Annotated in this window: 10 protein-coding genes; 4 read left to right on the forward strand and 6 right to left on the reverse strand. The window is 68.8% G+C overall.

Annotated elements, in window-relative coordinates:
- Nucleotides 1-58 precede the first annotated feature (58 nt).
- Together AB0I81_RS27625 and AB0I81_RS27630 are read right to left on the reverse strand one after the other, a co-directional pair.
- A complete protein-coding gene (locus tag AB0I81_RS27625; RefSeq protein ID WP_360662107.1) occupies nucleotides 59-883 on the reverse strand; it encodes a hypothetical protein in 825 nt (274 codons plus the stop codon).
- 134 nt (nucleotides 884-1,017) lie between these two features.
- Complete coding sequence (locus AB0I81_RS27630) at nucleotides 1,018-2,067, reverse strand: PP2C family protein-serine/threonine phosphatase (protein ID WP_360662110.1); 1,050 nt, start codon at nucleotides 2,065-2,067, stop codon at nucleotides 1,018-1,020.
- Nucleotides 2,068-2,478: 411 nt separating this feature from the next.
- Between AB0I81_RS27630 and AB0I81_RS27635 the strand changes: the two genes are divergently transcribed.
- A complete protein-coding gene (locus AB0I81_RS27635) occupies nucleotides 2,479-3,765 on the forward strand; it encodes an FxsB family cyclophane-forming radical SAM/SPASM peptide maturase (RefSeq protein ID WP_360662113.1) in 1,287 nt (428 codons plus the stop codon).
- Nucleotides 3,762-5,087 carry an HEXXH motif domain-containing protein gene (locus AB0I81_RS27640; RefSeq protein WP_360662116.1) on the forward strand — a complete coding sequence of 442 codons (1,326 nt, stop codon included), beginning with the start codon at nucleotides 3,762-3,764 and terminating at the stop codon, nucleotides 5,085-5,087. Before AB0I81_RS27635 ends, AB0I81_RS27640 begins: the two co-directional genes overlap by 4 nt.
- 106 nt (nucleotides 5,088-5,193) lie before the next feature.
- On the opposite strand, the gene fxsT is transcribed toward AB0I81_RS27640, so the two are convergent.
- A complete protein-coding gene (gene fxsT, locus AB0I81_RS27645; protein ID WP_360662119.1) occupies nucleotides 5,194-7,740 on the reverse strand; it encodes an FxSxx-COOH system tetratricopeptide repeat protein in 2,547 nt (848 codons plus the stop codon).
- Between the two features lie 258 nt (nucleotides 7,741-7,998).
- On the opposite strand from fxsT, the gene fxsA reads away from it, so the two are divergent.
- On the forward strand, nucleotides 7,999-8,187 hold the full coding sequence (fxsA, locus tag AB0I81_RS27650) for an FxSxx-COOH cyclophane-containing RiPP peptide (RefSeq protein WP_360662122.1): 189 nt from the start codon (nucleotides 7,999-8,001) through the stop codon (nucleotides 8,185-8,187).
- 52 nt (nucleotides 8,188-8,239) lie between these two features.
- Here fxsA and AB0I81_RS27655 read toward each other — a convergent pair whose 3' ends face one another.
- Nucleotides 8,240-10,240 (reverse strand): hypothetical protein, encoded by a 2,001-nt coding sequence (locus AB0I81_RS27655; RefSeq protein WP_360662125.1) that lies wholly within the window; start codon nucleotides 10,238-10,240, stop codon nucleotides 8,240-8,242.
- Between the two features lie 257 nt (nucleotides 10,241-10,497).
- Between AB0I81_RS27655 and AB0I81_RS27660 the strand changes: the two genes are divergently transcribed.
- The gene (locus tag AB0I81_RS27660; RefSeq protein ID WP_360662128.1) at nucleotides 10,498-12,573 is read left to right on the forward strand and encodes a P-loop NTPase fold protein; all 2,076 of its coding nucleotides are present in this window, start codon (nucleotides 10,498-10,500) and stop codon (nucleotides 12,571-12,573) included.
- 121 nt (nucleotides 12,574-12,694) lie between these two features.
- Here the strand turns inward: AB0I81_RS27660 and sigJ are convergent, their stop codons facing one another.
- Both sigJ and AB0I81_RS27670 read right to left on the reverse strand, forming a co-directional pair.
- The gene (sigJ, locus tag AB0I81_RS27665; RefSeq protein ID WP_360662131.1) at nucleotides 12,695-13,591 is read right to left on the reverse strand and encodes an RNA polymerase sigma factor SigJ; all 897 of its coding nucleotides are present in this window, start codon (nucleotides 13,589-13,591) and stop codon (nucleotides 12,695-12,697) included.
- A 22-nt stretch (nucleotides 13,592-13,613) separates the two neighbouring features.
- On the reverse strand, nucleotides 13,614-14,561 hold the full coding sequence (locus AB0I81_RS27670) for an NAD(P)H-binding protein (RefSeq protein WP_360662134.1): 948 nt from the start codon (nucleotides 14,559-14,561) through the stop codon (nucleotides 13,614-13,616).
- Nucleotides 14,562-14,573 lie beyond the last annotated feature (12 nt).

Here is a 14,573-nt window from a genome sequence, read left to right on the forward strand (position 1 = left end):
CCGCTACGTGATCCGGCGGTGAAGACCACAACCGCACCCGGATGCCCAGCTAATCCCGCTACTGCCAGATGGCGGCGTACTTACCGTTCTCGGCGTTGACCTGCACGGGCGCGAGCCCCTTGTTCTTGAGGGCGTTGAAGCGCTTCTGGTAGCCCGAAGCGTTCATGTCCACGTAGTGCGCCCAGGACTTGACCCCGTCCTTGCGCCACACGGCCGCGTACGTGCCGTCGGGCGCCACCGCCACCTTGACCGGCCGGAAGCCCTTGTCCTTCTTGGCGTAGACCTCGGCCTCGTGCTGCTTGATGGACTTGCCGTAGGTGTAGTACCAGGCGCCGCCGGTGTTGGCGCTCCACACGCCGACGTACCGGACGTCGTCCGGGGTGCCGTAGGCGTCCACGGAGGTCAGCGCCAGCCCCTTGGCCTCGGCCTGCTTGTTGAGGGCGGCGAAGGCCGCGGGGGTGAGGTCCGACCTGCTGAGGTAGGCGCCGCTCTTCTTCTCGAAGATGGCGGTGTACACCGGCGAGTCGGCGGGTCCGGTGGCGGAGACGGAGGTCGGCTGCGCGCCCTCCTTCTTCGCGGCGTCGAACCGCTTCTGGAACCCGTCGGCCGACATGCCCTGCCAGATGCCCCAGTTGTTCGACGAGCCACCCTTGACCCAGACGGCCGCGTACCGCTCACCGTCGGAGACGTTCACCGTGACCGGACGGTAGCCCTGGTCCTTGAGCCTGGTGACCTGCTTGACACTCTGCTCGGCCGTCTGCCCGTGGTAGGCGTACCAGGCCGGCGCCGCCTGTGCCCCGGCGGCCGGCGCCATCGCCGCCATCGGGACGGCGGCGATGGCGAGCGCGGATGTGACAATCGTGATCTTCCCTGCGGTCCGCAATTACTCTCCCATGCAGGATCTTTTACTTGTTCGAGGGGATGAGGGACGACCTTAACAGCCCTCGCCGACCACCCGCAGAGCCGCCCCGCGCACCGCCCGGAAACCGGCTCTTCGCTCATGGACAGGCCCTACGGTCACGCCGAAGTGCGCCGGCTGCCGGGAAGCTGCTGGACCGTGTGCGGGCCGGGCAGCATGGATGGGGTGGGCTGGGCCAGGATGAGGGTCAGGTCGTCGGTGGTGAGGTTGGCGGCGGTGTGCCGGTCGAGGAGGCCGAGCAGGCCGTCCAGGGCCTGGTCGAGGGTGGGGGCGGCCAGCGTGGCGTGCAGGCGTTCGTCGAGGGGGAACATGTCGCCGCCGGGTGTGCGGGCCTCGCTCAGGCCGTCGGTGTAGAGCAGCAGGCGGTCGGTGGGCAGGAGCCGGGCCCGCTGCGGGCGCGGATCGGGCGCCAGGCCCAGCGGCGGGGAGGGCCGGCGCAGGTCCAGGACGTCCAGGGAGGAGCCGATGCGGATCGGCGGAGGGTGACCGCAGTTGACGAGCGTGACGTGGTCGCGGGCGACCTCGGCCAGCAGGACGGTGACGAAGTCCTCCACGCCCAGGTCCCCGGCCAGGCGGTGGTCGAGGAGATACGCCAGGCGGGCCAGGTCGGGGGCGGTGGCCGCGGTCTGACGGAAGGCGGCCAGCACGGCGGCGGCGTGGCTGAGGGCGTCGATGCCGTGCCCCTTGGCGTCCCCGATGATCAGCCGTACGCCGGTGGGGGTCGTGATGGCCTCGTGCAGGTCCCCGCCCAGACGCGCGCCGGGGGTGGCGGAGCGGATGCGGGTGGCCAGGTGCAGGCCGCCCAGTTCCGGCGGCAACGGCGGACTGATCGCCTGCTGACTGGTCTTGGCGAGCCTGGCCAGGCGTTTCAGCGCGATGCGGTGCTCCTGATGGGTACGGGCCGTCAGCACGGCCCACAGCCCGCCGGTCGCCACGATGAGCACGCGGATCAGGTGGTCGGGGATCGCGGGCGAAGCGGCGTCCATGCCGCCGACGGGCAGCAGCAGAGCCAGGAGCAGGGCCAGGCCGGCGGTCAGGGAGGTGAGCCTGGGGTTGAACAGGTAATGGGCCACGGCGAACGGGCCGATCAGCAGGAACCCGGACAACGAGACGGCGACGACGGCCTCATCGGCCAGGGCGACGGCCATTTCGGCCAGTAGGACCAACGGCAGTAGCCAGCGCCGGGACCGGAGCGTGGTTCGCCGGCTGATGGGAGGGCTCCTTCCGGGCGACACCGGGACATGGTCGTCTGCTCGCCCGAATGAGGACGGGCTGCCGATCCGTCACTGTCGTTCAAGGTGCAGTCTGCACCAGACGACCGGCTTTTGTAACCCAAAGTGAAAATATGAGCACTCTTCGTGCTCGCTTCGCCGGAGCGGCAACACGATCGCCACCTTGTTACTGCGTCAATGTGCCTTCGTAGGCCGTTTAATTGGCGATAAGATCGCGGAAGTGCCGTTGAATCAAGGATCTTGGGCCGCCACCAATGGCACATAACCCTTATTTAGGCAAATATCCCTTATTTGTCCGAAACGCCGATGAATATGTCGGGAGTGGGCGTGAGTTCGGAGTACGCAGAGGCCACGCCGCGCCTCGAATGGCCCATGGACCTGGATCTCAACGCCCTGCTGGAAAACGGCTGGCGTCCCACGCCCTTTCAGGAGTTCGTACTCAAGATCCACAGTAGGTGCAACCTCGCCTGCACCTACTGCTACATGTACGAGATGGCCGACCAGGGCTGGCGCCGCCAGCCCCGGCGGATGTCGCAGGCGACGACCGACTCCGTCGCGGCGCGCATCGCCGAGCACGCGCGCGTGAACCGCCTGTCCCAGGTGGAGGTGATCCTGCACGGCGGGGAGCCGCTGCTCGCCGGCGCCGACCACATCCGCTACACGGTGAACGCCGTACGCGCCGCGGTCGATCCCGGCGTGACGGTGAACGTCCAGGTGCAGACCAACGGCGTGCTCCTGGACTCCGTCTTCCTCAATCTGTTCGACGAACTCGGCGTCCTCGTCTCGGTCAGCCTCGACGGCGATCGCGAGGCCAACGACCGCCACCGCCGCGGACCCGCAGGGCAGGGCAGCTTCGACCGGGTGCACGCCGGACTGGCCGAGCTCACCTCGCCCGCCTTCCGGCACCTGTTCAACGGGCTGCTCTGCACGATAGACCTGGGCAACGACCCCGTCGGCACGTACGAGGCGCTCCTGTCCCACAACCCGCCGACGATGGACTTCCTGCTGCCGCACGGCACCTGGGAGACGCCCCCGCCCGGCCGCCTGCCCGACAGCGCGGACAGCCCGTACGGCGACTGGCTCGTGGCCATCTTCGACCGCTGGTACCACGCGCCCCGGCGTGAGACCCGGGTCCGCCTGTTCGAGGAGATCATGCGGCTCCTGCTTGGCCGCCCCTCGCGCAGCGAGGCCGTCGGGCTCTCCGCGGTCGCCGTCGTCGTGGTCGAGACCGACGGCGGCATCGAACAGGTGGACAGCCTCAAGTCGGCCTACGAAGGAGCCACCCGTACGCCGCTGAACGTCGGCGAGCACGCCTTCGACGCCGCCCTCATGCTGCCCTCGATCGCCGCCCGGCAGATCGGTGAGCGCGCGCTGTCACCACAGTGCCAATCCTGCGAGATACGGCGCGTCTGCGGCGCGGGGCTCTACCCGCACCGCTATCGTCCCGGCACCGGATTCGCCAATCCCAGCGTTTACTGCCGTGACCTCTTCCGGCTAATCAAACACATCCAGCACGCGGTGAACGACGACCTTGCCGCGGTACGCGACCGCAGCCGGCGTCGTCTCGCCTCCGCAGAGGTCACCGATCCGCAGAGAGGCACCCTCACGTCATGACGCTGACACCGCACCTGCTGCCGAAAAGGGTGTTCCTCGACCTCGCCACGGGCGGGGGCGGCCGTGACGCCGCCGAGCACCTGTGGACGGCGCAGGACAGCAAACGCCTGCTGCTCCTGCGCGGGGTCCGCGACCTGGCCACGGACGACGCCCCGCGCGTTCGGCACGCCTTCGACCTGCTCGCCGACGTACAGGACGCCGCACCCGAGGTCACCCGGGCGGTGCTGCGCTATCCGACCGTCGGATCCTGGGGGTTGCGCACGCTCCACGCGCTCAGCGGCCAGACGCCTGCCGACCCTTGGGCGACTCCGGCCGTCATGGCGTCGCTGGCGGCCGTCGCGGCGATCCGGTCCGGGCGCAGCGAGCGGATCGAGGTGCCCGTGATGGACGGCACGGTCGTGCTCCCGTCGCTGGGCCGGGCGATCGTCCCCGGAGACGGCCCATTCGCCACCGTGAGCACCGGGGACGGCGAGGCCGAGATCCACGCGGGCGGGGTCACCGTACGGGTCGGGAAGGATCCTTCGTGGGAAGGGCTGCGCCACATCCGTGCCTCGCACCGCGGCGTCGCGGTCGAGTTCGTCGTCGATGATCTCGACCCGGGGCGGATGCCGGGCGCGCGGCGTACCGAGGGCCGGTTGAGTGAGGCAGAACTGTACCGGTGGGCCTCGACGCTCCAGCCCGGCTGGGAGATCCTCGTCGACCGGCACCGTGAGGTCGCCGAGGAGGTCAGCGCCATCGTCACGGTGCTGACACCGCTGGTCGGGCCGGAGAACGGCACCTCCAGCGCCACGTCCAAGCTGGCCTTCGGCAACATCGGGCTCTCCACGCCGCCCGACCCGCACTCCTTCGCGGTCACCCTGGCGCACGAGTCCCAGCACGCGAAGCTGAGCGGCCTGCTGGACCTGATCCCGCTGGCCCAGCCGGACGACGGCGGCCGGTACTACGCGCCGTGGCGCGACGACCCGCGGCCGCTGGGCGGCCTGTTGCAGGGCGCGTACGCGCACATGGGCATCGCGGCGTTCTGGAGGGTGGAACGGCGGCAGCCGCATGCGGCAGACCTGCTGCTGCGTGCGCACACGGAGTTCGCGCAGTGGCGCGACGGCACGGCGGCGGCGATCCGTACGCTGCGGGCAAGCGGCCGGCTCACCGCCGAGGGCGAGTTGTTCACCGCCGAGATGGCGGGCACGATGGCCGCGATGTGCGCCGAGGAGGTCCCGGCCGAGGCCACCCGCCGGGCGGGCATCTCGGCCGGCCGGCACGTGGCCGGCTGGCGCGACCGCAACGGCGAACCGCCGGCCAACCAGTTGCCGTCGCTCGCCTAGTTGTACGCCTAGGTCGGCAGTGGAACCGCTCGCCTAGATCGGTGGTGGGGCCGCTCGTCAAGATCGGCGGTGGGTTCCTCGGCTAAATCGGTGGTGGGTTCCTCGGCTAGATCGGTGGTGGGTCGAAGTCGAGGTCCAGGTGGCGTTCCTCCAGGAAGGCGATCGCGTCGGGATGCTCCAGGTTGAGCCTGCGTGCGTACCCGCCGCGGGTCTCCTCGCGCAGGTTCTCCGCCTCTTCGACGGCCTCTGCCGTACCGAGGTGCTTGAGGTCGGACGCGAGGTTGGCGGCGCAGGCGAGGGTCATCGGATGGCTCTGGCCGACGAGAGTCATCATCCGACGGTGGGTTTCGCGGCCTCGCTCCACGGCGATGTCGTACTGCCCCAGCGCCGCCAGGTCGCTGGCCGCGTTGGTCGCCACGGTCAGGTAGTAGTGGTGGTCGCGCCCCAGCCGTCGCTCGATGTTGCGCAGCGTCTCCTCGTTCAGCTCGCGGGCCTTGACCGGGTCCCGGCAGGTGCGATGCAGCAGCGCCAGGTTTCCCGTGCAGGCCAGATGGTACGGATGGTCGGCGCCGTAGATCCGCGGATACCGCTTGACGGTGTCGGCCGCCAGTTCCAGGCCCTCCTGCTCCTCACCGTTGTTGCGCTGCACGTTGGCCAGGGACATGGCGGCGGCCAGCGTGTCGGGGTGGTCGAGGCCGTACCTGCGGACATAGCGGCCATGCACGTCCGTGCACATCTCCAATGCCCGGCCGAGTTCGCCGAACCTGCGCCAGGCGATGGAGAGGTCCTTGGCCGTCAGGAGGTAGGCGGGGTGCTCACGACCCAGATATTCCTGACCGTACGCGAGAGCCTCTTCACCCAGGTCGCAGGCCTCGGCGTAGTCACCGGACAGGCGGACCGCACGGGCGAGCGCGTTCCAGTGGACCAGGACGGTCGCGGCACCCGCCTGCACATCCTGCAGCCCGATGAAGGCGGTCTCGTGCAATTCCCTGGCCTGCTGAAAACGGCTCGTGAGGCAGTAGTCCAGGGCCAGGTTGTTCTTCGCGCGCAGGGTTCTGGGGTCGTCCGGGCCGAAGGCCCGCTCGTGCCGTCGTACCGAATCCACGTCGTGTTCCAGCGCCGCGGCGAAGTCTCCCCGCGCGCGCAGGTCGGCGCCGATGCCGCTGACGAGGAGCAGCAGCTCGTCGTCGGGCGTGCCCACGCGGCGCATCTTGCCGAGGGTCCGCTGGTTGAGTTCGTAGACCTCGTTGTACTGGCCTAACTGACGCAGAATGTTGCCCTGCTCGCGATATGCCTTGAGCACGTGGAAATCGTCGGGCCCCGAATCCCGCTCCCATTGGTCGATGAAAAGGTTGACGAACTCCTGGGCGAACGCGTCGCCGGACATGAACAGATAGCGCGCCAGATCCAGCGCGAAATCGCGCACCGCCACGTCCCGGCTGTCCTGGAGCCGGGCGGGCACGATGTGTCCCAGGATGCCGCCGTAACGGCCCCAGTTGACGGACTCTTCGGGATTGCCCAGTTGCAGGCCGGTCAGCAGGCGGTGCACGTCCCCGAGGTGCGAGGCCCGCTCCTCGGGGTCGAGCTCGTCGCGTACGAGCGCCTGGATCAGCCGGTGCACCTGGATGGTCCGGCTGCTCGGGTCGATGCGCGCGAGGGCGAAACGGCCGAGCTCACCCACCGACCGGCTCAGTTTGATCGGATTGCCGAGCAGTTCGGTCAGCCGTGGGCTGAGGCCGCTGACACGCTGGCTGAACACGTCGCGCGGGATCGGCTCAGGGCCGAAGAACGCGCAGCAGCGCAGCAGGTCGATCGACTCCGGCCGCCGCTCGCTCAGCCTGCTGACCGAGAGGTTCCAGGCCGCCGTCATCGAGATCGGGTACTCCGTCGGCTTGCCCTCGTCCAGGAGCTGGCTGGCGTGCTCGTTCAGCAGGTCGATGTACTCATCGACGGTCATGCCCGTCTCGGCCTGCAGGGCGCCGGCCTGTTCGAGCGCCAGAGGAAGATCTCCGAGCTGCTCGGCGAGCCGGTCGGCGTCCTCCGGAGCAATCGCCCTGCGGACGCGCTTGGTCAGGAACGCCACGCTCTCCGCCCTGTTGAAGACGTCGACGGGGACGGCCTCGACGACGTCCTCCCATCGGTGGTTGCGCGAAGTGATCAGGACGTGGCCGGGCCCGTCCGGGATGACGTCCCGGATCTCCTCCGGCTCGTCGGCGTTGTCGAAGATGAGCAACCAGCGCTCGTACGGCTTGCCGCGCCGCAGCGCGTCCAGCGCGGCGTTGGCGGCGTCCTCGACACCGATCGCCGCAGCGGACGGGAGGTCGAGATAGGGCGCCAGCGCGGCCAGCGACGAGCGGATGAGCACCCGCTGGTCGGCGGAGATCCACCAGACGAGGTCGTACTCGTTGCCGTATTTGTAGGCGTACTCCACCGCCATCTGCGTCTTCCCGACGCCTCCCAGGCCGTGGAGGGCGTGCGGAAGAACCTGGGGCAGGACCACCGTGACCTGACCGGTGTTCCCGGCGGTCATTCCCGAGCGCAGTTTCTCGAGGAGCTCTTTCCTGCCGGTGAAGTTCTTGTTCCTGGGCGGAACCTTGCCCCACACCGCGGGAGCCGCTGACCGTCGTACTTCACCCGGCTGCGCATCGGTCACGAGGCCACCTCCGAATCGTAGTTCGAGTCACAAAATTGAACAACGCTCCGATACGGTCATGTCATAACCAAACGCCAGCACAAGAATAAGGGATCCGATCCAAGCCTTTCAGGGTAAACGCGTTGGTCGGCCAATCATGTATCACGTTGACCAGCCTTCCAAGTAGCTTAGTGGCCCCGTCCCAGTATCGGAGGCGACACCCAGCTTGTATGCTGTTTCGGACACTGGACTGGGATGTATCAGGCTCGGGAGTGGATCATGGAGCAACAGGAGAGCGAATTGGCAGGTCAACTGCCTGATTGTTCCGGTCTGTCCCTCCACGACCTGGATGAACTCGACGGCTCGGCATTCGCCCACGCACTGCGGAGCTTGATAGCGCCCGACCGGCGGGATACCGAAGCCATCGCCGGATTCAGCAACTCCGTTGGACATTTCACCGAAGACTGAGCGGTACCGCCACAAACAGGCATAAGTCCCCTCCTTAACCGCTTCCCGCGTGTCACTGTCCTCGCGCGATTCTGTCGGCCTGTTCTCGATGGTGCTGCGACAGGCGCGGATTTCCCGCCCGGAGGGCCTCGCCGGCAATTTCCGCGGCCAGGTCACGATCTCCCTGGCCCTGCAACGACCGGGCGAGATACAGCAGGACCAGGCCGTGATTCCGCCCCTCCTCGCGAAGCTCCTCGACCTCCCGCCGCGAGACGGGGACCTCGGGACTCGCCGCCAGGATGAAGGCCGCGCGGGCCGATGGCGGGGCGGCGACGGCGACACTGTCCAGGTCGGCCATGGCCTGCTGCGACCGCTCTCCCCAGTCCGCGTAGATCTCGCCGCGAACGCGCAGGGCCTCGGCGTGCCGTGGCTCCCGTTCCAGCACCGAGTTCAGATCCCTGACCGCCGCCTGATGCCGCTTCGCGCACCACTGGGCCTGCGCGCTCTCCAGCAGGGCGATCGTCCCGCCCGCCCGATGGACCCGGGCGGACCGCGCGTCGCCGAGCGCGTTCTCCGTGTCTCCCTGGAGGAGATAGACGCGCGCCTTCGCGGCCCACAGGTACGCGACCGCGGAAGACTTGCTGTCCGTGCCCACTTCCAGCGTCAGCGCACTCTCGTACGCGTTCAGCGCCGCCGCGTGTTCTGCCCGCGCATAGGCGATGTCGCCCCTGATGCACCAGGCGGAGGCGTGGAATTCGACGTCCTTACTGTCTTTCATCTTCAGTACGGCTTGCGCGTACTTCTCGGCGATCTCCAGGTTGCCCGCGGACATCGCCTGCTCCGCCTCGCGCAGCAGGTCACCGGCCGTGGGTTTCGGCCGTGCCGCCGGCACTTCCCCGAGGCGCTGGAGCGCGCTCGCCAGTCTCGGATGTTGAAGCTGGAAGCCCTCCCCGTCCGGCAGCCGGCTGAACTTCAGCAGCCGCCGGTCCTCCGCGGCGCGGGCGACGGTGTCGGTGATCTCTTTCGGACGTTCGCTCCGGAGCGCGGGCCTGGCCTCGTGCGGCGAGGTCGCGTCCGGCGCCCTGGTGAAGGTCCGGCGCATCCAGCCGCCGATCTCGCAGGTGGGCAGGCCGTGGTCGCTGGTCAGCGTGAACAACGTGCGGGTGCAGAACTCGGCCAGCAGCCCGTCCATGTCGCCGAGCGCCTTCTCGGCGAGTACGGACAACGTCCCGCCGCCGCTGCACACGCCCGCCCAGAGTTCGGTGCACAACACCTGCAGGAGGGCAGGCTCCACGCGGGCGACGCCCGGTGTGCCGTGCGTGATCGACAGCGCGTCCACGAGCCGGGCGGACATGCCGGGCTCGAACTGCTGGGTGTTGCCCAGCAGCGGGCCTGTCAGCGCCTCGTCCGCGGACGCCCGGTCCAGAGGCAGCAGGTCGTAGCGGGCCGGGACCTCGCCCAGCATCCGGCCGAAGTCGTGCGCCTCCTCGACGCACTCCGGCCTGATCGACAACAACAGACGCACATGGGGAAAGGCCCGTAACGCGACTTCCAACTCCTCACGGAAGCGCCTGTACTCCTGCTTCTCCGGCTTCTCCTGCTTCTCCTGCTTCTCCGACTTCGGAGCGGCAGTACGGCGGAACACGTCTTCGGCGCCGTCGATCGCCACCAGAGTCGGTCTGCCGGACGGCGCGGTGGCGCTGTGCCGCCGGAAGAAGTCCGAGATCGTCAGGCCGACGCTGCGGGCGGGGTCCGCCGTGGGCTGCCACGAGGACAGGAGCGCGAAGAGGGGGCGGCCACGGGCCGGGATCAGCGGAGCGGGCAGGGTCCTGCGGTAGCTCAGGTCGCCGACGGGCACCACCCGCGCCCTGTTGCTGTCCAGGTGGCGGGTCATCCCGGCATGCAGCAGGGACGTCTTACCCACACCCGAGTCCCCGACCAGCAGCGTCACCCGATGTTCCTGCCAGAGCCCGGCCACCGCGCGGGCCTCCATGTAGCGGCCGAAGAACCTGGCCGCGTCATCCCTGCCGAACGGCCGCAGGCCGACCCACGGGTCGGGGCCGTACGCGGTCACGAAGGGGCTCCCGCCGGCAGCGCCACCTGTCGCATCATGATCTCCCGTACCCGTTGCCGCCCGATCGCGCACCCCCCATGATGCGACCTGGCGTGATATCCGGTGCGAGTAATTCCGCAATCAACTAAAGAAGTCTTCTATCATGCTATGTCGAGCGCCAGTAGCCCTTCCGGGCGAAATTCATCGACAAACAACAGCCTCTTTTTCCTCCTGACTCACAGCCCTATTTACGGCGGCCCAAATCGGCCGGAACGGCGATGATGATGAAGGCACGCGGAAAGATCGGTCGCCTGTCCTCCGGAGAGCTGGAGGAGATCGCGCTCGAACTGCTGAAGAACGACGCCGAACTGAAGTGCGACCCGGCGATTCATCCCGATATATTGCGAAATTTCCGGCAGGAATCCGATCAGCTTTTCCTTCTGCTCAGTGAAGAGACCGCGGCGGTCGATGAGGCGCGCGACTCCTGGCGGCTGCTCTGGGCCACCGTCATCCTGGCGCTCTTCATCGTGTCCGCTTTCGTCCTCGGATTCGTTCTCCTGGGCAGCGCGATCCCTTTTTCGGTGACCGCGGCCAACACCGCGTTCGCGTTCGGCCTGGTGATGCTGGGATTGTTCGCCGTGCTGAAGCGGTGGAGCACGATCCAGCGGCGGCGCCTGATCGCCTCCCGCGAGCTCCGGACGGCCCTGATGCCGCCGCTGCGCTCCCTGATCCGCCTCATCATCAGCAGGTTCCAGGGGGACGAGGTGCGCTGGTCCGGCACGCTGCGCACCTCAGAGGCTCCCGCGCTGGTCGAGCTCAACCTGCAGGACACCATCACCTCCCGCAACTACGAGCGGCTGCGGAGCTTCATCGACGAACACGAGTCCTCCGCGACCGGGCTCGCCGGCGTCCGCGGCTCCGGCAAGACCACCCTGATGCGGCAACTGCGGCTGGACGAGGGCTTCGACTGCCATATCGCCCTGGTCAGCGCGCCGGTGCAGTACTCCGCCGTGGAGTTCACCCGCCTCATCCACGGCGAACTGGCACAGGTCGGCCTGAAGCCGGGCGAGGCGAACCTCATCCGCAACCGCATGGCGGGGCCGGCCCTGCGGATGGTGTTGCGGACGCTCCTCGCGTCGGCGGTGGTGCTCCTCCTGATCATCTTGTGGATCTACGACAAGAACCGTCCCGCGCCGAACCCGTCCAACCTCGGCTGGACGGGTTTCGCCGCCGTCGGACTGGGCGCGCTGTTCATCGGGTTCGTGCTCAGCCGGGGCTGGGCCCTCTCCCAGGGCCAGACGAGGCTGATGGTCACGCCGCAGACGACGCGTGAGCTCTGCCTGCAACAGCTGGAGTTCCTGCGCTGGTCAACGACGGTGGAGCGAAGCGCGAGCACCGCGCTCAAGGTCACCGGCTCCGGCTTCCAGGGCGGCGGCAAGCTCTCCCGTACCGAACGCGAGGTCACCCATGCCGAGTCGGTCCAGGCGCTGCGGCAGTTCGTTGACCAACTGCTCGCCCTCAGCGACAAACCCGTCGTCATCTGCGTGGACGAGCTGGACAAACTGGCGAAGCCGGACGAGGCCGTCAACGCGATAAACGGCCTCAAGGACCTGTTCCACATCGCCAAGGCCCACTTCGTCCTGTCCGTGTCCACCGACGCCATGCACAGCTTCGCGGCGCGGGGGGTTCCGGTACGGGACGTCTTCGACTCGGCGTTCGACACCATCATCCCGGTCGGCCCGCTCGCGCTGGAGGAGTCACAGACGCTCATCTCCCGGCGGGCGCGCGACTTCTCCAGGGTGTTCGTGCTGTTCTGCCACGCCTGGTCCGGCGGCCACGCCCGCGACCTCATCAGGACCGCACGGTCGTGCGTGGACCTCAAGCGCGATCTCAAGGACGGCGAGGAGGCCACCATCACCCTGCTGTCCCGGCTGGTGCTGCGCAGGGACCTGCGCGAGGTCGTGGACGCGACCGTGGAGAAGCTGCGCGGCGAGAGCGACGAGCTCACGAAGGCGATGCTGGATCGGGTCCTGGCGTTCCAGGAGTCGCTGGAGGACTCTCCTGCGAGCCTGCACGACCTGGTCGAGGCCGCCGAGTTCCCACCGATCACGGGTGCGGTGGCCGCGGAGGCCCAGCCGGCCGCGACCCTGGCCCCGTACGCGCGGATCGCCGCGCTCTGCGAGCGGCTGTTCTCGGTGGCGAACGAGTCGGCGACCTGGCAGACCGAGGCGATGAACAGGGCGGTCACGGCGCTGGCGGAGGCGCGCTCGGCGCTCGGGCGGCATCCGCGAGAGATCGAGCGCAGGGTGCAGCGCGCGGTTGACGCCTGCGCGGCGGCGTGCGCGTCAGGCTGATCACGCAGCGTCGGCTTGCGTCGCGGCGTGCTTTGGCGTGTGTCGCGACTTGGGTCGGCTTGAGTTGGCTTCGGTCGGCTTGATTTGGCTTCGGTTGACTTCGGTTGGCTTGGGTCGGAACCTACGAGCCGGTGCCGTGGCCGTCGATGGTGGTGAGCTTGTCGGGGTTGCTGACCACGTACACGTCGCGCACCTGCTCGCCGGCGGCGTCGAGGTCGAGCACCATCACCGCGAACGGCGCCTCCTGGGCGAAGATCACCACCGACGGATCCCCGTTGACCTGCCGGTACTGAACGTCCACATCGCGGTTGCCGCCGGCAGTGGACACGAGCGTCCTGGCGACCCGGTCGCGACCATGGATCGGCCGGGGCCCGCCCGCCGCCGACTTGCCGCCGCCGTCGGGCCAGAGGGTGACGTCGGGTGCGAGCATCTCCATCAGCGCGCCCAGGTCGCCGCCGAAAGCGGCCTCGACGAAGCGCTCGGTCACCTTCCGATGGATACGCCGGTCAACGCGGGCGCGCGGACGCCGCGCCTGTACGTGCTCCCGCGCCCGATGAGCGACCTGCCGGACCGAGGCCGGACTGCGGTCCAGCATCGCGGCGATCTCCGTGTGCTGGTACGCGAACACCTCGTGCAGCACGAACACCGCCCGCTCCAGCGGCGTGAGCGTCTCCAGCACGACCAGCAACGCGATCGACACCGACTCCGCACGAACGGCGGGTTCGGCCGCGTCGGGACCGGTGATCAGCGGCTCCGGCAGCCAGGGCCCGAGGTAGGTCTCCTTGCGCCGGCGCAACGCGCTCTGGTGGGCCAGGGCCTGGTTCACCGCCACGCGCACCAGGTAGGCGCGCGGGTTGCCGATCGTGCTCAGGTCACGCCCCGACCAGGCCAGCCAGGTCTCCTGGAGCACGTCCTCGGTGTCGCCTACGGTGCCGAGCATGTTGTAGACGATCGAGAACAGCAGTTCGCGGTGATCGGCGAACGCCGTGGCGGCCTCGGCCGTGGGCAGGTCGTTCATCGTGGGCTCGCTCCTATGACGATCAGCGTGTCACGTCGCCGAAGGCGGCGAGGTGGTCGGCCACCCAGTCGGCGTAGGTCCGGGCCGGACGGCCGAGGATCCTGTCCACCTCGCCGGTCACCGGGTTCTGTTCGCGGTCGAGGTAGCGCTCGTAGCGGGCCAGCAGGGCACGTACGAAAGCCTCGGGCAGCCCGTTGGCGGTCAGATGCGCGGCGACTACCTGCGGCGGAACCTCCTCAAAGCGCAGCGGCCTGCCCAGCGCTGCGGCGATCACGGCCACCATCTCCTCATGCGACAACGACTGCGGCCCGGTGAGCTCCAGCCTCCGCCCAGTCAGGTCGCCGGTGGTTTCCAGCCCTCGCCCAGCCAGGTCCCCGGCGGGCGACATACGGGCCGCGACCCCGGCCTCAGCCCGATCGCCGGTGAGCAGCGCTCGGGCCGCGACCTCGGCCAGGTCCCGCTCATCCAGTACGGACTCCCGGAAGCCGGCGTGCACGTAGCGGACGACGTCGCCGGCGCGGATCTGGGCGCCCCACGCCTGCGCGGTGTTGGCGGCGAAGCTGCTCGCCCGCAGGCTGGTCCACGCCAGGCCACTGGCCACGGCGGCCTCCTCCGCCTCCTTGTTGCGGTCGCCGCGCCAGCGGGAGGGTTGCAGCTCGTACGGATCGCCGATGTTCATCGCCGACAGCGCCACCACCCTGCGAACCCCCTGCTCGGCGGCAACCGACAACAGCCGGTCGGCGGAGCCGCCAAAGGTACGCGGGTGCAGGAAGACGGCCTCGACGCCGTCGAAGCAGGCGGCCATCGTGCCCGGCTGGGACGGGTCCCCCACCGCCAACTCCACCTCGTCCGGCAGACCGGATCGCTGCGTGGAACGGCTCACAGCACGTACCGCAGCGCCCGCAGCGAGAAGTTGCGCGATGACGAGCCGCCCGAAGGCGCCGGTCGCCCCGGTGATGAGAACGGTCATGCCGAGCACTCC

The sequence above is a fragment of the Nonomuraea sp. NPDC050404 genome, from assembly GCF_040655495.1.
In the GTDB taxonomy this organism is placed as follows: Bacteria; Actinomycetota; Actinomycetes; order Streptosporangiales; family Streptosporangiaceae; genus Nonomuraea.